The organism is Alteromonas sp. McT4-15, assembly GCF_020515205.1.
Lineage (GTDB): Bacteria > Pseudomonadota > Gammaproteobacteria > Enterobacterales > Alteromonadaceae > Alteromonas.
Genome location: NZ_JAJALG010000001.1, coordinates 107,924 through 128,736, shown reverse-complemented (window position 1 = coordinate 128,736; position 20,813 = coordinate 107,924). Strand labels below are relative to the sequence as shown.

The window sequence follows — 20,813 nt, the reverse complement described above, 5'->3', positions numbered from 1 at the left end:
AAAATAACAATATGCCCATAGAAACAGCCATACATAATGCCTATATGTCGGCCCGTGGTTCGATGGCTAAAATGCTATCGCGACTTGTGCCGCCTAAAGAAGTGGATGATATTCTCCAGGATACCTACGTGCGTTTATGTCAGGCGAAATCGACAGAGCATATTAAAGAGCCCAAATCATTTTTGTTTAAAACAGCAAAAAATTTGGCATACGACCATTTAAAACGCGCCGATACGCGTATGGTCGACGACAGTGTTGAAGTGGCACAAGCGCTTGAAAGCGCGATTAGTGGTGTTGACGATGAAACGTTCAACAACAATGCTACACAACAAGAATTTAAGCTATTTTGTGATGCGGTGCGCGCGCTCCCAAAACAATGTAGGCGCGCATTTGTATTAAAGAAAGTGTATGGCTACTCTCTTAAAGAGATTGCCCAAGAGTTAGAGATTAGCGAAAAGACCGTGGAAAAACATATTGCCGAAGGTATAAAACGATGCACCTTGTTTATGCGCCGGCAAGGTAGCGAAAGCAGTCCGCAATCACGGCCAAGCGCTTATATACGTAGTGGGCATTCAAACAGTGAGCGGGTAAAGAGAGACGCACATGACTAATTCACCAAACCAGTCGCCAGACAACGTAGTACCTTTAAAAAGCGACGAGCGCGTGCTGGATGAAGCAAGCATGTGGTTGGTTAAGCTAGAAAGTGGGCTCGACGCTGAACAAACGAACGCACTTAAAGCGTGGTTGGCTATTCCTTTGCATCGCGACACCTTTTTAGAAATGGTGGCACTATGGGACAAAATGTCGGTACTTAATGAGTTGGCGGATATCGTACCCCACGCGCCTGAGTCTAGCGATAAGACCGTGACGCACTTGGCTAATTTGCGCTGGAAGCGTCCAATAGCAATTGCTGCGTCCTTACTGCTAGTAGGGGTGTTGAGTTTCCAAGGTTTTCAGTTTTTCTCATCGCAACCGCAACATAACGATATTGCGCAAGTGGCGCGCTATTCATTACAAGCATCGACTAAACCCGGTGAACACAAAAGCATTAGTTTAGAAGATGGCAGTACACTGTGGCTCAACACCAATTCGCAGGTCAATATTGCGTTTACTGATACGTCTCGCACAATAGAACTTCTGCGCGGTGAACTTCATATAGAAGTAGCCAAAGACAAACAGCGACCGCTTAATGTGCTGGCGGCAGGAAAAGCGATTCAAGCCGTTGGTACCGCATTTAATGTGCAATATCATCGCGGCGACCTAGAGCTTGTTGTCACTGAGGGTGTCGTAGAGGTAGCCAGCTATACGTTAACGCAAACCGACGGCAATAGGCTTTTGGCCCCTGTGATCAAATCCACAAACAATGCGATGACCTTGGTTCAAGGTCAAAAGTCAGTGCTCTCTTTACCAAATAGCACTGTGGAGCCTATTTCAGAACAAGATATTGCCAATGACTTAAGTTGGCGTGAAGGCAAAATTGTATTTCGCGGTGAAACGCTCATAAATGTTATTGAAGAGGTTAGCCGCTACACTGACAAGACCGTAGTGCTTGGCGATACCTCGTTAGCCAATCTACAAGTTGCAGGCCTATTTAACACCAACGATGTTGATGCACTAATTGCGACGTTGGCAGACAATTTACAAATTTCGACAGACTATACTGACGATACCATTGTGCTTCGCTCGCGCGTGCAGTAACAAGCAAAAGCGAAGCAGCTCTCGCCCTTATAGTACTAAGCCCTTACAATAACGTTTCACCGAAATAGAAATGATAGTAAAGGTCATATCGCTATGCCTCTTAATACAAACCAACAAAATACCCAACGCGTAAGAACTGTATTAATGCTGTTAATAACAGTACTTGGCAGCATAGCGACAGCGCCAGTCTATGCCATTGAGGCAGGGCAGTATTATTATTTCATATCAGACAAATGCGTTGCCAAAGGCCCACAAACACCTGAAGAACGTGGTGCAGCAACCCCTGACATCATGTTATTTGAAGTTGTCCCTGCTGGTATCAGTGACTATTACGTAAATATGAATACACAAGCATTAGTGCACTACACCGAAGAAGGACAAGCTCAACTGAGTAGCTTTGAGTCTGAGCAAGCCTATACCGCGGGCAAAGACGGCAACAGTGTTCACCACGACTTTATGCTTCAGCGCGAAGCCATCACCCTTAAAAACCTCATTGAGACACTCAACGGCTTTTCGCAGCTACAGTCTGACAAAGGGTATTACTTTAAGAAAATAGTAGGACTTACCAATCCCAATACCACATTTAAGGCAGTCACTCGGGTTCGTTTAACCGATAACGGTATTGATAATAGAATGCTGCTTGCGAATTATTCCAGCAGCTATTACTCGCTAGATAGCGAAGGTACAGCCGCTACAACGCCCTTTATTACCGTTGATCACAACGAAGCATTACGCCGCGATATTCATGAAAAAGGCAGCCCTTACGCCATTTACACCAAGCACAGTGTGTGTGGTGAAAAATGGATACCCGGTAACTAGCCCCACAACAATTTAATGTTTTTTACGAGCAACAGTTTCGACACATTAGCGGGAGACTTCTACACTTACCTTACGGTTACAAATAGGTAAGATGCTCTGAAAAAAAGTCACTTTGTACCCAAGCGCATCTACTCATTGCGCTTAACACTATTTGTATTGCTTAGTATTGCGCTTGTGGCACTTATTTTTACGGCCTCCAATACCGTGTACTTTTTCAATAAACAGTACTTTTTAAGCTCGCAGTTTCATTCGCTCAAATTGCTGGCTCAGGAAATTACCTATCACGATGAAGTGCTTTCTATGTCAGCACTGGCTGCCGCGCTAGATGACGATGAAAAGTGGCGTGCCCGATACCTCAAGTACGAAGCCTCGCTAGATGAATCTCTTCAAAAGGCATCAGAGTTAGACCCTAGCATTGCACGTTTCTTTGAAGATACCGCACAGGCTAATAATCAATTAATTGCCCTTGAAAAACGCGCTTTTGAGTTAGCAGCCCAGAATCAACGGGCCCAAGCCGTACAACTATTGAAAAGTGAGCAATATCAAGCTTATAAAATGGCGTTTAGTGAAGGGCTGACCAATGCCATAGATGAAGTACTTAAACGCACACAGTTCGACATAAATAAAAGCCAAGAGCAGCGCGGTTTCTATTTGATCCTTTCGATGGTTATCTCTTTTTTGTTTGTCCTTGTTCTGTGGTATTTCCTTATTCGCTACGTGCGGCTTACTGAAAAGGCAATTGAAGGGGTAGCTAAAGCAGATGAACTATCGGGGCTGTTAAATCGTCGCGAATTTAATCGGGTAATGAAATACGAGATTAATCGCGCTCATCGCGAGAAAAGCATGTTAATGCTCATCATTTTAGATTTAGATGAGTTCAAACGATATAACGATAAATATGGACATCCTGAAGGAGATGCCGTAATAAAACGAGTAGGAAAGCTATTAACTCGTCTCAGTAGAAGGGCAAATGAATATGCGTTTCGCACTGGCGGAGAAGAATTTGCGTTCGTGGCTACATGCGATAACCGCGAAAACGGACTCAAATTCTGCCAATCACTGTGTGAGCAAGTTGCCCAACTGAACATTGAACATATCAACAACCCGCCTCATAAAATAGTAACGGCTTCATGTGGAATTGCATTTGCTAAGCCAGAAGAAGCACTATTAACCATAACTGAATTGTACTCTCATGCCGACAAAGCACTCTATCAGGCTAAACATGCAGGCAAGAATCAATATGCAGAGTATAACCACAGTACTGTCTCGCCATCAGAGCAACAATATTCTTAGCGCGTAACAACACGCATAAATAACGCAATGGCGCGCTTACTTGCTGCGATAAAGAGTTTTTATAAGGTGATAACCAAAACGCGTTTTCACAGGACCATGTACCTTAAGTACCTCTTTCTTAAACACCACATCGTCAAAAGCTTTCACCATCTGACCACGACGAAACTCACCTAAGTCGCCGCCGCGCTTGCCAGAAGGACAGGTAGAGTGGCGTTTTGCAAGCGTCGCAAAATCTTTTCCTTTCTTTAACTGCTCAAGAATAGACAAGGCTTCTTTTTCGGTTTTAACCAAGATATGAACGGCAGATGCTGTGGCCATGTGTGTGCTCAGTAAGTGAATATAGCCGTTATTATAACGCAACCCGCTTATGCCGTTAAGATTTCAAGAGATATTGACACCCAAGAGATGCACTGTCAACAACTCTAAAAATCAGGTTTGTGACAGTGTCAGTTTAAAAGTGTGAAATTTTGACAGTTAAGGCTTATAAGCCTCGAACTCCAGTTCATATTTGCTGTGGTGTGTTTTTGTTTGCCAAATTTGGGGGGTGAAGGGACCGTCATCGATGAGCTGAATAACGTCTTTCTTATCTTCATCTGACATTTTGACACCAAAATAGACGTCAGTGATTTTATCGTTGGTAAGCAATAATGACTCTCCGTTATTCTCAAGCTGCTTGAACCAATGGGGACTAAAAATGCTTCTGTATTCATCCTCATATTCCCATTCTTTAGACTTACGGAAATACGGAATCAACGCCTTCACTAATTTCGTCATAATTGGGAATGTTATCGTGGGGTAGTCCTCTGAATAAACGATCTGCCTAGCGTTATGAATTACGCTTTTGGGATTGTCAGTCACTGCAAACCTTACGCAATATCCCTTATGTGAATTGGCGTAATGAGACCAAAAAAGAGGGTTATCATTTTTAGAGGTAAAACAGCAGACCCTTGTTTTCTCATATTCTCCACTAATGGCCTTATAAAAAGACTCCCTAATACTCGCATCTGAAAGAATACTGTCCATAGACCGGCGCGGTAATGCAATTCCTAACTCTTCGTATAACTTGTGCATAAACTCAATATCACTTATGAAACCTTTGAGGTTGTCGTCATCGATTAAGGGGTCAGGAAAAGGTATGTGGAACTTACAGTCAAAGGGGTCGTTAAATGAGTTAGGGTTACTGTGGTACAACAGCCCATCAGTAAAGAGAGCGGCATGCCTGTAAGCATATTTCTTAGAATAGAGCGAATATCTAAACAGCCCATCTTTACCAGTCTGGTACGCAGTCTTGTGGTCTTCCGCAACTTGTAAGATTAATGGATCTATTTCTCTTTGCATTGCTACTCTCCTTAGTTAACTCAGCCTATTAAAAAATGACCAAAAGTAACACACGTTTTTTTCAAAAAGCATGGAACGCCGCAATCGCATAGGAAGGGTATTACCTCGCCCCCTCCCCCCTGTACCCATAGGAGATCGTCAGGTGTTCTGTGAGGCGACTTTTAGACACAGTAAGGCATTGGCTTATGTCTACGTTACGTGATCGTAGAGAGCCATACAGAGCTTATTTGATTGAGGTAAAGATAAGGGGTAGCTATTGGGAAGCTGATGGAATATTGTAGAAAAAGATTAAGGGAAAAGTGTGAAACCAACCGTGACACAAAACGTACCACAGTTGGTTTCGATAGGCTTCTAAGTCATTGATTTATAATGACCCTGAAAGCGGGGCGATTCTTACATCATGCCGCCCATTCCGCCCATGCCGCCCATATCAGGCATTGCAGGCGCGTCTTCTTTAGGTAGCTCAGCTACCATTGCTTCAGTCGTGATCATTAGTGAAGCAATTGATGATGCGAACTGTAGTGCAGAGCGCGTTACTTTAGTTGGGTCAAGAATACCCATCTCTAACATGTCACCGTAAGTGTCGTTACCTGCGTTGTAACCGTAGTTACCTTCGCCGTTCTTCACTGCGTTAACTACTACAGATGCTTCTGCACCTGAGTTGATAGAGATTTGACGTAGAGGCGCTTCCATTGCACGTAGTGCAAGCTTAATGCCTACGGTTTGGTCTTCGTTGTCGCCAGTAAGGTCAGCAAGTTTAGCTGCCGCACGAACTAGTGCTACACCACCACCAGGTACCACACCTTCTTCAACCGCTGCGCGAGTTGCATGTAGTGCATCTTCTACGCGGTCTTTCTTCTCTTTCATTTCAACTTCAGTTGCTGCACCAACTTTAATTACTGCAACACCGCCTGAAAGCTTAGCTAGACGCTCTTGAAGCTTCTCTTTGTCGTAGTCAGACGTAGACTCTTCAATTTGACCTTTGATTTGAGCACAACGGCCTTCAATCGCTTCTTGGTCGCCGTTACCGTCAACAACAGTTGTGTTGTCTTTGTTGATAACTACGCGCTTGGCAGTACCAAGGTCTTCAAGCTGAACTTTTTCAAGCTCTAGACCAATTTCTTCAGAGATTACTGTACCGCCAGTTAGGATAGCGATGTCTTGAAGCATTGCTTTACGACGGTCACCAAAGCCTGGTGCTTTAACCGCTGCAACTTTAACAATACCGCGCATGTTGTTCACTACTAGTGTAGCAAGCGCTTCGCCTTCAACATCTTCAGCGATGATCATTAGCGGCTTACCCGCTTTCGCTACGCCTTCAAGGGTAGGAAGTAGTTCGCGGATGTTAGAAATCTTCTTGTCAACCAATAGGATGAACGGGTTGTCTAGTTCAACAGTACCGTTTTCTTGATTGTTGATGAAGTATGGAGATAGGTAACCGCGGTCGAACTGCATACCTTCAACAACGTCTAATTCGTTTTGAAGTGCCTGACCTTCTTCTACAGTGATAACACCTTCTTTACCTACTTTTTCCATTGCTTGAGCAATGATGTCGCCAACTTCTGAATCAGAGTTTGCAGAGATAGTACCTACTTGAGCGATAGACTTGCTGTCTGCACAGTCAGTAGAAAGGGCTTTAAGCTCTTCAACTGCTGCCGCAACTGCTTTGTCGATACCGCGCTTAAGATCCATTGGGTTCATGCCCGCTGCAACGCTCTTAAGGCCTTCAGTTACGATAGCTTGCGCTAGAACAGTTGCAGTAGTAGTACCGTCACCTGCTTCGTCGTTCGCTTTAGACGCAACTTCTTTAACCATCTGTGCGCCCATGTTCTCGAACTTGTCTTCAAGCTCGATTTCTTTCGCTACAGACACACCATCTTTAGTGATAGTCGGTGCACCGAAAGACTTATCTAGAACAACGTTGCGGCCTTTTGGACCTAGTGTTACTTTAACTGCGTTAGCTAGTGTGTTTACGCCTTTTAGCATTTTGCTGCGAGCGTCATCACCAAAACGTACTTCTTTAGCTGCCATGATCAAATTCCTCTAAAATTCGTTTTAACGTTAGTTGCAATTACTCAACAATCGCTAGAATGTCGCTTTCGCTTAGGATAAGTACTTCTTCACCATCCAGCTTTTCTGTTTTAACGCCGTAACCGTCGTTGAAAATAACGGTGTCGCCTACTTTAACGTCTAGCGCTTTAACTTCGCCGTTCTCAAGAATGCGACCGTTACCTACTGCGATTACTTCGCCGCGTGTAGATTTTTCTGCTGCAGAACCAGTCAGAACGATACCGCCTGCAGATTTGCTTTCTTGCTCTGCGCGCTTAAGGATTACGCGGTCGTGTAAAGGACGAATTGCCATTTTCAAGTCTCCTGAAAATTCCACTATTCAAGTTTATGTGATTACCAACACTCAGACTGCCTGAATGTTGTGTGCCTGGGTTGCTCATTACTGAGCAGTTAAAATCGTTTCTGCACGGATAGATGGGGTAGTACCCAGACAACTTCAAGGGTTTTTAAGCAAAAAAATGTAAAAAATTTGGTTTTTTGGCTAAATACTTAATTTTGCTAGGCAAGTAAACGCCGTTTGTCGCGCTAAACGGCGTGAAGGTCGATGGTGCGCTTTAACAATCTGACGGCTACTTAAGGCGCTTATCTGGATCGTTGGTTGTGTTATCTGAATACTCTCCTTCAAACACATCACCATTGCCATGCTGGGAATTCGGTTGATTAAACGGATTGTGTTGATTGTGGTTAAATCCTTGTCCAAACGCACCCGCTACGCCCGCGCTGCCTGCGACAACATGCATTTTCAAATGTTTGGTTACTTGCGCGGCAAGCAAGTGTCTTGAGCCTGGTAGTGCAAACATAAACCCGAAAATATCAGTGATAAACCCAGGCGTGACCAATAACACGCCCGCCACGACAAGCATTAGGCCTTCCACGAGTTCTCGCCCTGGTACTTCGTTGCGCTGCATTTTCGCTTGTGCGGTCTGAAGGGTGCTAATACCTTCACGCTTAACAAAATAAGCGCCAATAAAGGCAGTTAAAATAACTAAACCAATGGTATTCCAACCACCAATCATGCTGCCAACATTAACAAGTAGGGCGATTTCGATAATGGGTAATACGGCAAAAAGTATAAATAAAACCCGCAAAATGGTTCCTCTTTCATATTCTCATACTCTGTTATAGGGTCTTTGAACGTAATAACAAGAAAAGGTGCCATTGAATCGGTCAATCGGTCAGTGCTAGCGACCGATAACACGCTTACACCTTTAAAGGTGTGAAAGAATGTGTGCGCATTAACGGTCTGCGTATACTGTGGTGACTGAGTCGATGCACAATTTATTCGACAGAAGGGCATGCACCATGACAATCAAATTAATACTTTGCACGGTACCAAATGAAGACGTTGCGAACGATATTGCGTACGCTCTGTTGCAAAACAAACTGGCTGCCTGTGTAAATATAATAAAAGGCATACGGTCAGTTTATGAGTGGCAAGGTAAGATTGAAACGGATACCGAGTGTCAGCTAATTATCAAAACGAATACCCAGAAGGTATTGCAAGCATATGAAAAGGTGAGCAAGCTACACCCATACGACGTACCAGAATGGCTTGAGCTTAATGCCGAGGCCAGTCATGCTTATGGGCACTGGCTGCAAGCCACCTTGCAATAATAACGAGTTAAAGAAGTAAGATTGATTTATACGCTATGACAACGACATTATCGAAATTTTCGGGCGAGCGCAGCAGCGCACCTCGCTCACTTGCAGCACGTGCATTCACGCTTGTGTGTATGCTGTTCATGCTTGCGTGTTTTGCACTACAGGCCAATGCTCAGATTGCCGGCGGGTTTGACGACCCTTTTGCAAACGAACCTCAATTTCTTGATGTCGATCAGGCGTTTGTTTTCGACTTCAACCAACAAGGTAGTACTTTAACGCTTACCTTTTCTATTGCCGATGGTTATTACCTATATAAAAAGCAATTTAAATACGTTACAAAGCAAGCCGAGGTGGGTGAGGCGATCTATCCACAAGGCACTATGATCCAAGATGAATTTTTTGGTGAATCTGAAGTGTTTTACAACACCGTAACGATTACCCTGCCCATTGAAAGTGCCGACGATAATGGTGTGGTGAAAGTACGCTATCAGGGTTGCGCTGATGCCGGTTTATGTTACCCCCCAACGGTGAAGGTGGTTTACTTAAGTGCATTAGACAGTGCCAATGCTGCTAATGCGGCAGCTACACCCACCAATAACACCGACACGCCGGTTAGTGAGCAGTTCACTCTTGCAGAAAAGCTAATTAATAAAGACAATTTACCGCTTACTTTAGCCCTTTTCTTTGCACTAGGTATTGGCCTTGCCTTTACGCCTTGTGTTTTTCCAATGTACCCCATCGTGTCGGGTATTGTTATCGGACAGGGAAAACCTAAAACGACGTCGCATGCATTTTGGCTTACGTTTGTTTATGTGCAAGGCATGGCCATCACCTACTCGCTGCTAGGTTTAGTGGTTGCGGTGGCAGGGGCACAATTTCAAGCAGCGCTTCAGCACCCTGTGGTATTAGCGGTATTCATTGTACTTTTTGTGCTATTGGCAGTGGCACTTTTTGGCGGCTTTGAAATTCAACTGCCCGCTAAGTATCAAGAAAAGCTCACGCATATGAGTAACAACCAAACACCAGGCAGCTTTGTTGGCGTGTTTGTTATGGGTGTACTGTCTGGCCTTATTGCTTCGCCTTGTACTACAGCACCGCTTACCGGCATTTTGCTTTTTATTGCACAAACAGGCGATATGACATTGGGCTTTATTTCGCTATACCTGTTGTCGGTAGGCATGGGCGTACCACTTATTCTATTCGGTATGACTGGCGGCAAACTGCTACCCAAAGCGGGTAATTGGATGAATGTGGTTAAGGTTACGTTCGGCTTTATGATGCTGGCTGTTGCTATCGTCTTTATTGAGCGTTTGTGGAACAGTCCTTATTCCGACTTCTTGTGGGCTGCATTAGCGACTGGGTTATTTGGTTATTATTGGACGATAAATCGCGCCACGCCGAATAGTAAAATGAAATTACTGCGCGCAGTTGTTGTAGCCATTGGCGTGATGGGCAGCGTTGGGATGATTTATCAAGCAGGTGAGAACACAGGTTACTGGGGAGATAAGAAAGGGCACCCTGAGTTTGTTGTCGCCAAAAACTTAAGCGATTTACAACGCAAAATAGCTGACGCTAATGCGCAAGGCAAAACCGTGATGGTCGACTTATATGCTGACTGGTGTGTGGCATGTAAAGAGTTCGAGAAGTACACCTTCCCAGAGGCAAACGTCTTGAATGCCCTGAGTAATACAGTATGGATGCAAATGGACTTGACTGAAAATACACCAGAGCGTCAAGAAGTGTTTGATGAGTTTGAAATACTCGGGCTGCCCACAATATTGTTTTTCGATACCAGCGGCAGCGAAATTAATAAAGCGCGTGTTACCGGCTTTATGAACGCAGACGAGTTCACCTCGCATATCAATGCCACCGTTAATGGAAATGCAAACAAATAGTGAACATAAAGAAAGCCGGGGCAATATTCAGCCTCGGCTTATTGTCTCGTGTGTTGTGTTTGTCGTGTTGTTGGTATTTTCGCTCGCATCGCTTATACCAGCCAATGCAAACAATAAAAATGAAGGGTGTTTTGACAATCGTCGATTTTGTTTTGAACTCACCCCACTTTCTTATGATAAAACCCGATATCAAGTAACCGTAAAACGGTATGTACCGCTACCTGTTGCACTTACCCTATATTCAGATGCACTTTATTCCCATAAAGAGCGTCACGGGGTATCAGAAGCATCAACACGCAAGCCAATTGCGCACGCAAACGCATTCTTAGATTCAGATGACCCCATTGTACTTGGCGAGGTAGCCAGCACGCGCCAATTTTGGCGCACAATGCGCGTAAAATGGACCGTAGGCGACATAAACGCGACTCACGATGACAACATCAAGTATTTGCCTCCATTACAACCTGCCAAGCAGTACCGCATTGTTCAGGGCTTCAACGGCAATTTTAGCCACACAGGTCCGTCGCGCTATACTCTGGATTTTGCAGCGCCAGTGGGTACGCCCATCTTAGCAGCGCGCAGCGGTGTGGTGATCGATACCAAAGACGATGGGAAAAAAGGCGGGGCATCAAGTCGTTTTGCCAAACATGCTAATTACGTGGTTATATTGCATAGCGATGGCACCACGGGCGAATACTACCACCTGAAGTACAAGGGAGTAGCGGTCAAACAAGGCCAAGAAGTTCAGCAGGGGCAGCTAATCGGTTACACCGGTAATACGGGTTTTTCGTCATTGCCGCACTTACATTTCGGCATCTATGTAGCAAAGTTTCACGGCGGCTACCAAAGTGTGCCTTTCGAACTGTCTTCCCAATAAGCCATTAAGCACGCGAAATCCCACCTAACTTTGCACCGAAAACACCTGATTAGACCAGTATTTTGCTGCGAAATCTTTCTCTATCTCTATAATCATCTATTAACACAATAAACGAGCAAAGAAATTGGCTTTTTTTCGTGCAACTGTCACAAAAGTTTGTTGAAATAGCAATAACAGTGACATTTTCCCGAAGATAGCAGCAAACTAGATGAATATTTTGTTATTAAATGGCCCTAACTTAAATATGTTAGGCCAACGTGAACCCGATAAGTATGGCACACAAACGCTTCAAGACATCGTAGATGACTTGACGGCACAGGCTGCGTCAAGTGACGTAACGCTCTCGCATTTTCAATCAAATGCGGAGCATGCGCTGATTGAACGTGTACATGCTGCTATGGGTAACGTTGACGCGATTATCATTAACCCTGCTGCTTTTACGCACACCAGTGTCGCACTGCGCGATGCATTACTGAGTGTCAATATCCCGTTTATTGAAGTGCATTTGTCGAACGTTCACGCCCGTGAGCCGTTTCGTCATCACTCCTATTTTTCTGATGTTGCAGCTGGCGTCATTGTTGGTCTTGGTGCCATGGGCTATTCGCTCGCGCTAACTGCGGCAATCAATTTACCGAAATCGCAAAAATAACGCAGAGACAGAACATGGATATTAGAAAGATTAAAAAACTCATCGAGCTAGTGGAAGAATCAGGCATTGCCGAGCTTGAGATCACTGAAGGCGAAGAGTCAGTACGCATTCACCGTGGCCCTACTGGTGTTCAAGCGCCAGTAAACTACAGCTTTGCGGCACCTGCTGCACCTCAAGTAGCTCCTGCACCAGCAGCTGCGGCAACAACAGCATCAGAAGCTCCTGCCGAGCCAGCACAGCCAGACGGACATGTCGTTAAGTCTCCAATGGTAGGTACTTTCTACCGCGCATCTTCACCTACAGCGAAGCCTTTCGCTGAAGTAGGTCAGCAAGTTAAAGTGGGCGATACGCTTTGTATCGTAGAAGCAATGAAGATGATGAACCAAATTGAAGCTGATAAAGCAGGTGTTGTGAAGGCTATCTTGGTAGACAACCAAGACCCAGTAGAATTCGATCAGCCAATGTTTATCATTGAATAAGCGAGTACTTCACTATGCTAGATAAAGTACTAATTGCTAACCGTGGTGAAATTGCCCTACGAATCTTGAGAGCCTGTAAGGAATTAGGCATCAAGACCGTTGCGGTGCATTCCACTGCGGATAAAAACTTAAAGCACGTGTTGCTTGCCGATGAGTCGATTTGTATCGGCAAAGCGTCAGCAACCGAAAGCTATCTTAATATTCCGCGCATTATTGCTGCTGCTGAAGTAACAAACTCAATTGCTATTCACCCAGGCTACGGCTTTTTAGCAGAAAACGCCGATTTTGCCGAGGCCGTTGAAAAGAGCGGTTTTATCTTTATTGGTCCTAAAGCAGAAACCATTAACCTGATGGGTGATAAAGTTTCGGCAATTAATGCAATGAAAAAAGCAGGCGTTCCGTGTGTACCTGGGTCTGATGGCCCTCTTACTGACGACGTAGAACGCAATAAAGCTATTGCTAAGCGTATTGGTTATCCAATTATTGTTAAGGCCGCAGGTGGCGGTGGTGGTCGTGGTATGCGTGTTGTACGCAGCGAAGACGAACTCATTAAAGCCATTGAAACCACGCAAGCAGAAGCTGGTGCCGCGTTTGGTAATTCGACGGTATACATGGAAAAATTCCTTGAGAACCCTCGTCACGTGGAAATTCAGGTACTTGCTGATGGTCAAGGTAATGCTATCCACCTAGGTGAGCGTGACTGCTCTATGCAACGTCGCCACCAAAAAGTCGTTGAAGAAGCACCTGCACCTGGTATTTCTGAACAAATGCGTACAAAAATTGGTGACCGCTGTCGCAGAGCCTGTATTGAAATTGGCTATCGCGGTGCAGGTACATTCGAATTCTTGTATGAAAACGGTGAGTTTTACTTCATTGAAATGAATACGCGTATTCAGGTTGAGCACCCGGTGTCTGAAATGATCACTGGCGTCGACTTGATTAAAGAGCAATTGCGCATAGCGGCAGGACAACCGCTGTCAATTGATCAGTCGCAAATTCAAATTCGTGGTCACGCGATTGAATGTCGTATAAACGCAGAAGATCCTAAGACCTTCATCCCAAGCCCTGGACCTATCGATATGTTCCATGCACCGGGTGGTCTTGGTATTCGTTGGGAGTCGCACATTTACGCAGGCTACCACGTACCGCCTTATTACGACTCAATGATTGGTAAACTTATTACCTACGGTGAAAGCCGTGATGAAGCTATCGCTCGTATGCGCCATGCGCTTGAAGAGATTGTTGTTGAAGGTATTAAAACCAACATTCCACTTCAACGCGCGATTATGGCCGACGAAAACTTCTTTGCAGGTGGTACCAACATCCACTATCTAGAGAAGAAACTAGGTTTAGCCTAATCCCCCCTTTGGGCTACACGCTGTTTTTTGTGTAGCCCAATTTTCTCGCTATTCGCTATTCGCTATTCGCTATTCGCTATTCGCTATTCGCTATTCAGCAAATTCTATAAATACGATTACAACAATCAATTTTTAGCGATTTTTTTATTTAAATACCCGCCCTATACTTATTTCAAGTTTTAAGACATCTCCCTGTTTTGAAATGTGTGTTTCCGAACTGTTTAATGAACGAGTTCAACCCTCATTGGAGTCCACCTCCACTTATGGCCGGCACCCTTGCCGGCTTTTTTTTTACTTTAACCCCATGTACAGGCAAGATACGTATAAGCAGCATAATCGAGTAATTAAGGACTACGCGTGCGCGGTATTGCCGTTTTGTTAGCACTTCTCTTCTGTACGTCATTCACACAAAAGCATGGCGTTGCATCTGAACTAACATTCTCACAAAAACTTGATGTACAAGTGCGCTTTGATAATCGCTCAAACCGACCTAGCCGCGAGCAATATCGCTTGCGCTATTATCCCGCGTTAACGCTTTCTGATAACTGGTCACTTAACAGTTTCGTGGTGACAGGTGATGATTTTTCTTCAAGTCACAACACGTTTGGCAGCAGTACGACTGACCATTTATACGCACGCCGTTTGTATCTTCGTCATAAAGCCGATTACGGCAAAACAGAAGTAGGCATTATTCCCACCTATAAAGGGCGTGTTTCGTCTACCGGTTTGTCTAAGGATGGGTGGATTACTGGTTTACGGCACGTACGCAATTTGAAAAATAACAGCGCGCTTGAGGTAGTCATTGGACAGCTTGGCGATGCCCAAGCTAGCGAGGCGTTTAACGTTGGCAATGAAGAAGAGTATATAGAGTTGGAGTACTCTGCACGAATGGGTGAACGCCATAGTTACGAAGTCAGTGTAGAGCGCATTATTGAAGGTAGCTTTGTTCGTGGTGAGTACAGATACCGTTTAAACGATGCCGACACCCTATTTTTCGAATTAGTGCAACGCACAGACGAAGCCGCTGCCAAAATTGTTTTGGGTGCAAGCGGCGAGTTTACTGCCGCCATCGGCAATGCCTCCTACCCTATTGAATACTTTGCATACTATAGCTATATCGATACGGTATTTGGACCTAGGGCCGAGCTTATTGAAGATTTTCTTGGCACAGGGCACGGCGGCTCACTGGAGTTTAGTGGTGTCGCGTCAAAGCAGCACAAACTTGAATGGTTTGTCAGAGTTGATGTGGTAGATAGTGTCAGCCGACTATTAGCAGGGGTAAAAATGTCATTCAAGCAATGAAATAGGTGGGCCTGGTACACAGTTATTTTGACGAATTTTAAGCGCGCAGCGAGTTTTTAAGACATTAAAACCTAAAACGAACTCAATATTTCGTCGTAGCGGCCTGAGGCTTTAAGTGTTCGCATTGCCTCATCAACTTTTTCAACCCACTGTCTTTGTACTGACGCTTTCGAAAACATAATGTGAGAACTCGCTTCCTGATCGTTCATTAAATAAAACACAGGAACAATTTGCCCTTCTGCATCGTGCTTAATTATTTCGCGATGTAAATCTCGTTCAGAACCCAAAAAAGCATCAACACGGTCAATCAACAATAGGTCGACCAGACGAGGAGGCGTATCTACGACCACGAGTTTACGGCGAAACGCTTCAGACTTTAGCATTTCGTCATATTCATGAGAGTAAGCCACACCGCGTTGCACGCCTAATCGAACCGCCTTTCCTTCAAGTTGAGAAAGACCTTTATTAGGGTCAAACAATGCTACGTTCTTCTTACGCGTAAAGAGGAGATTATGACCTAAGCGAAATGCTTCAGAAGAGAAATGCGCAAACTCACGCCGTTGGTCAGAATCTGATGCAGACAACGCCACATCAACCTCTCCATTTTCGAGCAAATGGACTATGCGCTTCCAAGGGTATACTTGAAAACTTATTTGCATGCCCGCTTCGGCAAAAATTGCCTTGGCCAGCGCAATATCAAGACCATCAAGATTACCTTGCTCGTCCACTGTCACAAAAACCGGACGTGGTGTGACGCCTATCACGAGGGGTTTAATCTCGTTATCGGGGGCTACTGCGTCTGATGACATACTAGATGTAGAGTTAACGGACGGGGAAATGACGGGTTCAGGTGACGACATTACGGGGGCAGCGGTAGTAGCAATGACCATGAAAGCCACGCACAACAAACTCGTCATACGAACAAGCAAGCGTGTGCCCTTGCAGATATATGCCCAAGTTCTAGAGGGAAACTGATGTCTGTGTGTTTCGCTCATCACCGTAAAAAACCACGTTAACGTAACTGTAATATACGCGAACGTGCTGCCTAGTCGCAACTAGACAAATGGCGAAGCTTTGAGAGTTGACGCATATGTTCATAAAAAAGGCCCATCAAACGATGGGCCAAACAGCAAGAACGCGTACACACTTTAACAGTGCAATTGTTATTACGGGACGTGAACAGCTTGAGTTCATTGCAAATTTGTTACTTATTTTTAATCTCTATAGGTTTAAAATTTCCGATCCATTTTTTATACTTTAGTCTAATAACTAAGCCAATGGCTTAGTTAGCCGTATTAAAAGATTAAAAGGTGTGATTGTGTCCAGTCGCTATTCTCAACTGAAAGAAAAGCTTCCCATCTCCCGGTTATCAGATGAAGTATTACTTGCATTTCGACTACGCTTTGATGATCCCCTTGATATCGTTGACCTTGCACAAGATATATCGGAACTCTCGTTATTTCCGGAGCGGATGGAAGAAAGCTACAGGAAAGAGTGGGAGGCTTACGTATTAAAGGCGCTAGCAGATGAGATAAAACAAAACAGTCATTTATCTTCGGCTGAATTTATTGAAAAAGTCATGTGCGATATTGAGCACATTCAGGCAAACAACGACACTTACGCTAACTTGTTACGTCAAGTTCATCACGCCAAAAATATTAATAAGGCAGGAAATACCTTTGTATTTCCAAGCCCACTGCGTCAGCAGATAACAACGTTTCTACTCCCAATAACAACAGTCTGTGCGTCGTCAAACGACGAGTGAACTCAGACTACTTATTCGCTCCTTTTGGTTTATATTGCGATGGACAGTAGCCTCTATCCACACCAACAGGTCGCAAGCTCGCGTGTTTCGTTTTTCGTCCACTCACTCGCGCGCGCCAGTTTTTAAACGTTTTTTCTTTTAAGTGGCTACGCATTAACTTAATCACGTCTTTCTCAGGCAAGCCATAAAGCCGCTCAATAGCCTCGAACGGTGTTCTGTCTTCCCACGCCATTTCGATAATTCTGGATTGCTGTTCTTCAGTTAAGCTCATAGTCAAATCTCGTTATAAACTTATGTGAGCACTAATACGCAAGTCGTCGATTTTTGTTCACTGTGTCAAATACTAGGCAACGCTTTCATCATCTTTTGCAAAGACTAGCGTCAGCAATTGCGCCGCAGCCTTAGCGTCGCTTAATGCGCGGTGATGCTGCTCCATTTCAATATCAAAATGTCGTGTTAAGTTAGCAAGAGAATATGACGGTAAACCGGGATAGGTTCGACGCATCTCTCTTACTGTACACATTTTGGGACGACGAAAATCGCGCTCCAAACGTGCGAATTCTTGTTTTATGAAGCCATAGTCAAAGTTAACGTTGTGCGCAACGAATACCGCATCTTCAGTAAACTGGGCAACGGCATCAGCTATCTCGGCAAAAATAGGTGCGTCTTGAACCATATCATCTGAAATGCCTGTCAGCCGCGTAATATTGGCAGGAATTCGACGCTGTGGATTAATCAGCGTTTGAAAGCGGTCAATTTCAACACCTGCAATTAGTTTCACCATGCCAATTTCAGTAATGCGATTGTAGCTGTTGTTGCCTCCGGTGGTTTCAATGTCTACTACAACGTATGGCTGTTGTGGATCTCTCACCCACTTCACAGTGGTTACAGCAACGGGAAAACCAGCTTGCTGTAACCGTTGAATAGTAACGAGTTGATTGCGACGTAGTTGATCGCCCGGTGCTTTAATCTCTTCAAATCTCAGCGTGCCATCAAACACCATAACATCGGGAAACCCATCGCGAAGGTTTTCGAAGTCTTTGCTCATCATACGCAGCAACGCATAAATTGCGTCAAGCGCTCCATGACAAATCAGTGCATCAATGGGCTCGAGTAAATGACTCGACCACATAAACAGACTATTCACTTTGCCATAGTGCTGTGTAGCCATTTTGTGTATGTGTAAGCGCAACTTCTCTTTTGAATTTAAGCGCGATAACAACGCTTCAATACTTGACTCGAACTTAGCATAAAAGTTGTTTTGCTTAAGTGACAATGGTCGCCTATCAAACTCTGTAACCAGCGTATCTTCTTCGTATAGTTGCTGCCAAAATAGCAGTCCAAACAAGCTACGCCACAGCCGATTTTCTGTCCGCCAACCGGTAATACCATGTCGCGCATAATGGGCTAGCACACCGCGCTCCACCTGCTGATTTTGACTCACATCTATTTCTAAAGAGCGGCTTGCATTGCGCAGCATGTCAGTTACCGCACTCGTGCGTTTCTTGTGGTACTTTCTTGCGTAAAAGTCTTCAGCAAAGGCTAATAAGGTATCTGATTGCGGGTTATCAATAATCTCTTCAAGGGCGGCTTTTACTTCATCTGTCGCGCCATCTTTATAACTTTCTCTAAGCCACTTTTCTTTTGCTTTGTCGCTTTGCGCACGTGCTAAGACTTCTAACGCACGACTGCGCGCTATGCCAAGCAGTTTAAGTCCGAGGGCGTATAACAATTGATCTTTATAAAAGCATGCGGACACACCATGGGTTTGCGGAAAGTCACTTCGAGATAGGGTTTCTAATTCGCTATCACTTAAGTCATTAAGCTGTCGATAGCAGTTTGCATAAAACCACGCCGCCTGCGTGTCTTCTTTTGTTTCAAAACGCGCAACGTCACTAACAGAATCTGCGCGTGTTCGCATTACCCCCAAGTCGCGCATTGAAAACTGATTTAAACGGCTTTTGGTGTTACCAAAATACAAAAATAATAGGAAACGCAGCGCTTCATCGAACAGGCACACCAAATAATCATCACTAGAGAAACTCGCTGGCCAGCCCTTTTGTTCAACTTCATTGCGAAGCAGTGTGACTAGTTTGGGTTTCGTCAGCGATGCAAGACCACTCACACTGGTGTACTCGCCAAGTAACCCCAGCAGTGCCTCTTTGGTTAAAACACCAGCAATATCGCTTATTGACGCGCTTGAAAGATCACCAAACCAGCCATTGTCTATCAACCAGTCTATCTGCTGTTGAGGGGCGGTAATTTCTGCATAATTAAACTGCCTGCGATCAATAACGGCATACTTTCTATTTGCCGCGCGAACCACAACGCACTGTTTATCTTCATCAAGCGCTTTGAAATTGGAAATAAAACGCGCCGCTTCATCAGTTAACAGCGTCGCGCTTGCCCCCTCAAAGAAGTGCAAGAATTCATAAAAATGCGTTAAATAATAACGTGGAGGCAAGTCTTTTCGCATAGTAATTACTGTAATGCTGAACACGCAAATAGTGTATATTTATACAGATAAATTAACAACTCTCGTGCGCTTCAGTTTGCGTTTACGTATGCCAATTGCCTACAGCGAAAACCTGTTGAAAGATGATCACCCGCCGCCTTCACCACGTACCATATAGTACTAGAGTAAAACGGTGAACAATTTTATGAGCTTAACCCGCGCGATGGGCTTTTCTTGCCCTTATTGTATGGCCCCGAACGACGTTGAAATTGATGAAATAAATGATGTTGGACAAGTGCAAGTACTTGACTGTCAGGTATGTTGCCAGCCGATTGAACTTAACGTTTACCAGCATGGCGATGAACTTCAACTAGAGGCTACGCGAGAAAATGACTAGCCCCTTGTTTAAAACCGACATCGACAGCATGGAACAGCGCTATCGCGCTAACCTTATAAACAGCTTATCCGGCTTTAAGCCTGCAGTGCTGTTAGGCACCTCCGATGGTACTACGCACAATGTCGCAATTATCAGTTCGGTGGTGCACATCGGTGCTAATCCGCCGCTACTTGGCATGATCATGCGTCCGCACACGGTCCAACGAGACTCATTGGGTAATATTAAAAAAAGTGGCTTTTATACGCTAAACCACGTCAGTACCGACTGGATTGATAAAGCGCACCAAACCTCTGCACGCTATGCGCCGGATGAAAGTGAATTTGACGCCGTGGGCCTAACACCATTTTTTAGTGAGACCTTTTCGGCACCTTTTGTAAAAGAAAGTGAAGTGAAAATCGGGCTTAAAGTGGCACAACATTTCACGCTCATCAACGATACAGAGATGATCATAGGCGAAATTCAAGAGCTACATATCAGCGAAGACTATATTGCAAGTGATGGGTTTGTTGATATTGAAGGGCTGAAGAGCGCCTGTATATCAGGTTTAGATAGTTATCACGCAACGAGCCGTTTGGCACAGTTCGCCTACGCCAAGCCCGGTATAGCGCTAAAAACGAAGTGAACTTTGTCTTCGATGCTGTATCAAACACATAGGCGTGTGACGTTTATTTAATGTAGATCAATAGAAAGTGTACGTTTTTATTCGATCTTTTTTGAAAAAGAGATAGTATCTAGTTATGTAAAAAAACCTGCCGCTTTGGCAGGTTTTTGCGTTTAAGGCGCTAAATAAAAAAGAATCATTATCGTTTCTATCTC

Annotated in this window: 22 protein-coding genes; 14 read left to right on the top strand and 8 right to left on the bottom strand. The window is 44.5% G+C overall.

Annotated elements, in window-relative coordinates; all coding sequences use genetic code 11:
- Window positions 1-11 precede the first annotated feature (11 nt).
- From LHL20_RS00595 to LHL20_RS21140, 4 genes are all read left to right on the top strand, one after another.
- Window positions 12-611, top strand: coding sequence for a sigma-70 family RNA polymerase sigma factor (locus LHL20_RS00595; protein WP_226431829.1), 600 nt, complete (start codon window positions 12-14; stop codon window positions 609-611).
- Window positions 604-1,698, top strand: coding sequence for a FecR family protein (locus LHL20_RS00590; protein ID WP_226431828.1), 1,095 nt, complete (start codon window positions 604-606; stop codon window positions 1,696-1,698). The genes LHL20_RS00595 and LHL20_RS00590 overlap by 8 nt, the downstream gene beginning before the upstream one ends.
- A gap of 93 nt (window positions 1,699-1,791) precedes the next feature.
- Window positions 1,792-2,517 (top strand): hypothetical protein, encoded by a 726-nt coding sequence (locus tag LHL20_RS00585; protein ID WP_226431827.1) that lies wholly within the window; start codon window positions 1,792-1,794, stop codon window positions 2,515-2,517.
- Window positions 2,518-2,691: 174 nt separating this feature from the next.
- The gene (locus LHL20_RS21140; protein WP_226431826.1) at window positions 2,692-3,810 is read left to right on the top strand and encodes a diguanylate cyclase domain-containing protein; all 1,119 of its coding nucleotides are present in this window, start codon (window positions 2,692-2,694) and stop codon (window positions 3,808-3,810) included.
- 36 nt (window positions 3,811-3,846) lie between these two features.
- Here LHL20_RS21140 and ppiC read toward each other — a convergent pair whose 3' ends face one another.
- The 5 genes from ppiC to LHL20_RS00555 all read right to left on the bottom strand — a co-directional run bounded on the left by ppiC (window position 3,847) and on the right by LHL20_RS00555 (window position 8,306).
- A complete protein-coding gene (gene ppiC, locus LHL20_RS00575; protein ID WP_159625658.1) occupies window positions 3,847-4,128 on the bottom strand; it encodes a peptidylprolyl isomerase PpiC in 282 nt (93 codons plus the stop codon).
- Between the two features lie 156 nt (window positions 4,129-4,284).
- Window positions 4,285-5,148: a DUF2971 domain-containing protein gene (locus LHL20_RS00570; protein WP_226431825.1), complete on the bottom strand. Its 864-nt coding sequence runs from the start codon at window positions 5,146-5,148 to the stop codon at window positions 4,285-4,287.
- 393 nt (window positions 5,149-5,541) lie between these two features.
- The gene (gene groL, locus LHL20_RS00565; protein ID WP_226431824.1) at window positions 5,542-7,179 is read right to left on the bottom strand and encodes a chaperonin GroEL; all 1,638 of its coding nucleotides are present in this window, start codon (window positions 7,177-7,179) and stop codon (window positions 5,542-5,544) included.
- Between the two features lie 40 nt (window positions 7,180-7,219).
- Window positions 7,220-7,510, bottom strand: a complete 291-nt coding sequence (locus LHL20_RS00560) for a co-chaperone GroES (RefSeq protein ID WP_012520088.1) — start codon at window positions 7,508-7,510, stop codon at window positions 7,220-7,222.
- A gap of 277 nt (window positions 7,511-7,787) precedes the next feature.
- Entirely contained in the window at window positions 7,788-8,306 is a 519-nt protein-coding gene (locus tag LHL20_RS00555; protein ID WP_226431823.1) for an FxsA family protein, read from the bottom strand.
- 214 nt (window positions 8,307-8,520) lie between these two features.
- Here LHL20_RS00555 and cutA point away from each other — a divergent pair, with 214 nt between their 5' ends.
- The 7 genes from cutA (at window position 8,521) to LHL20_RS00520 (ending at window position 15,380) form a co-directional block, all read left to right on the top strand.
- The gene (cutA, locus tag LHL20_RS00550; protein ID WP_159625650.1) at window positions 8,521-8,832 is read left to right on the top strand and encodes a divalent-cation tolerance protein CutA; all 312 of its coding nucleotides are present in this window, start codon (window positions 8,521-8,523) and stop codon (window positions 8,830-8,832) included.
- Between the two features lie 119 nt (window positions 8,833-8,951).
- On the top strand, window positions 8,952-10,715 hold the full coding sequence (locus tag LHL20_RS00545; RefSeq protein WP_413228871.1) for a protein-disulfide reductase DsbD: 1,764 nt from the start codon (window positions 8,952-8,954) through the stop codon (window positions 10,713-10,715).
- Complete coding sequence (locus tag LHL20_RS00540) at window positions 10,696-11,592, top strand: M23 family metallopeptidase (protein ID WP_226431822.1); 897 nt, start codon at window positions 10,696-10,698, stop codon at window positions 11,590-11,592. Before LHL20_RS00545 ends, LHL20_RS00540 begins: the two co-directional genes overlap by 20 nt.
- Window positions 11,593-11,800: 208 nt before the next feature.
- Window positions 11,801-12,241: a type II 3-dehydroquinate dehydratase gene (aroQ, locus tag LHL20_RS00535; RefSeq protein ID WP_202262887.1), complete on the top strand. Its 441-nt coding sequence runs from the start codon at window positions 11,801-11,803 to the stop codon at window positions 12,239-12,241.
- Window positions 12,242-12,255: 14 nt separating this feature from the next.
- Window positions 12,256-12,720 (top strand): acetyl-CoA carboxylase biotin carboxyl carrier protein, encoded by a 465-nt coding sequence (accB, locus tag LHL20_RS00530; RefSeq protein ID WP_159625644.1) that lies wholly within the window; start codon window positions 12,256-12,258, stop codon window positions 12,718-12,720.
- Between the two features lie 14 nt (window positions 12,721-12,734).
- Entirely contained in the window at window positions 12,735-14,078 is a 1,344-nt protein-coding gene (gene accC, locus LHL20_RS00525; RefSeq protein WP_159625642.1) for an acetyl-CoA carboxylase biotin carboxylase subunit, read from the top strand.
- Between the two features lie 357 nt (window positions 14,079-14,435).
- On the top strand, window positions 14,436-15,380 hold the full coding sequence (locus LHL20_RS00520; RefSeq protein WP_201283873.1) for a hypothetical protein: 945 nt from the start codon (window positions 14,436-14,438) through the stop codon (window positions 15,378-15,380).
- Window positions 15,381-15,451: 71 nt separating this feature from the next.
- Here LHL20_RS00520 and LHL20_RS00515 read toward each other — a convergent pair whose 3' ends face one another.
- Window positions 15,452-16,270 (bottom strand): substrate-binding periplasmic protein, encoded by an 819-nt coding sequence (locus tag LHL20_RS00515; RefSeq protein WP_226432016.1) that lies wholly within the window; start codon window positions 16,268-16,270, stop codon window positions 15,452-15,454.
- Window positions 16,271-16,698: 428 nt separating this feature from the next.
- On the opposite strand from LHL20_RS00515, the gene LHL20_RS00510 reads away from it, so the two are divergent.
- On the top strand, window positions 16,699-17,145 hold the full coding sequence (locus LHL20_RS00510; protein ID WP_159625626.1) for a hypothetical protein: 447 nt from the start codon (window positions 16,699-16,701) through the stop codon (window positions 17,143-17,145).
- A gap of 7 nt (window positions 17,146-17,152) precedes the next feature.
- Here LHL20_RS00510 and LHL20_RS00505 read toward each other — a convergent pair whose 3' ends face one another.
- Window positions 17,153-17,416 carry a TIGR03643 family protein gene (locus LHL20_RS00505; protein ID WP_159625624.1) on the bottom strand — a complete coding sequence of 88 codons (264 nt, stop codon included), beginning with the start codon at window positions 17,414-17,416 and terminating at the stop codon, window positions 17,153-17,155.
- Between the two features lie 72 nt (window positions 17,417-17,488).
- Window positions 17,489-19,621, bottom strand: coding sequence for an exonuclease domain-containing protein (locus LHL20_RS00500; protein ID WP_159625622.1), 2,133 nt, complete (start codon window positions 19,619-19,621; stop codon window positions 17,489-17,491).
- 184 nt (window positions 19,622-19,805) lie between these two features.
- Here LHL20_RS00500 and LHL20_RS00495 point away from each other — a divergent pair, with 184 nt between their 5' ends.
- Together LHL20_RS00495 and LHL20_RS00490 are read left to right on the top strand one after the other, a co-directional pair.
- Window positions 19,806-19,997: a CPXCG motif-containing cysteine-rich protein gene (locus LHL20_RS00495; protein ID WP_159625620.1), complete on the top strand. Its 192-nt coding sequence runs from the start codon at window positions 19,806-19,808 to the stop codon at window positions 19,995-19,997.
- Window positions 19,990-20,619 carry a flavin reductase family protein gene (locus LHL20_RS00490; RefSeq protein WP_159625619.1) on the top strand — a complete coding sequence of 210 codons (630 nt, stop codon included), beginning with the start codon at window positions 19,990-19,992 and terminating at the stop codon, window positions 20,617-20,619. The genes LHL20_RS00495 and LHL20_RS00490 overlap by 8 nt, the downstream gene beginning before the upstream one ends.
- The last annotated feature ends 194 nt before the right edge of the window (window positions 20,620-20,813 follow it).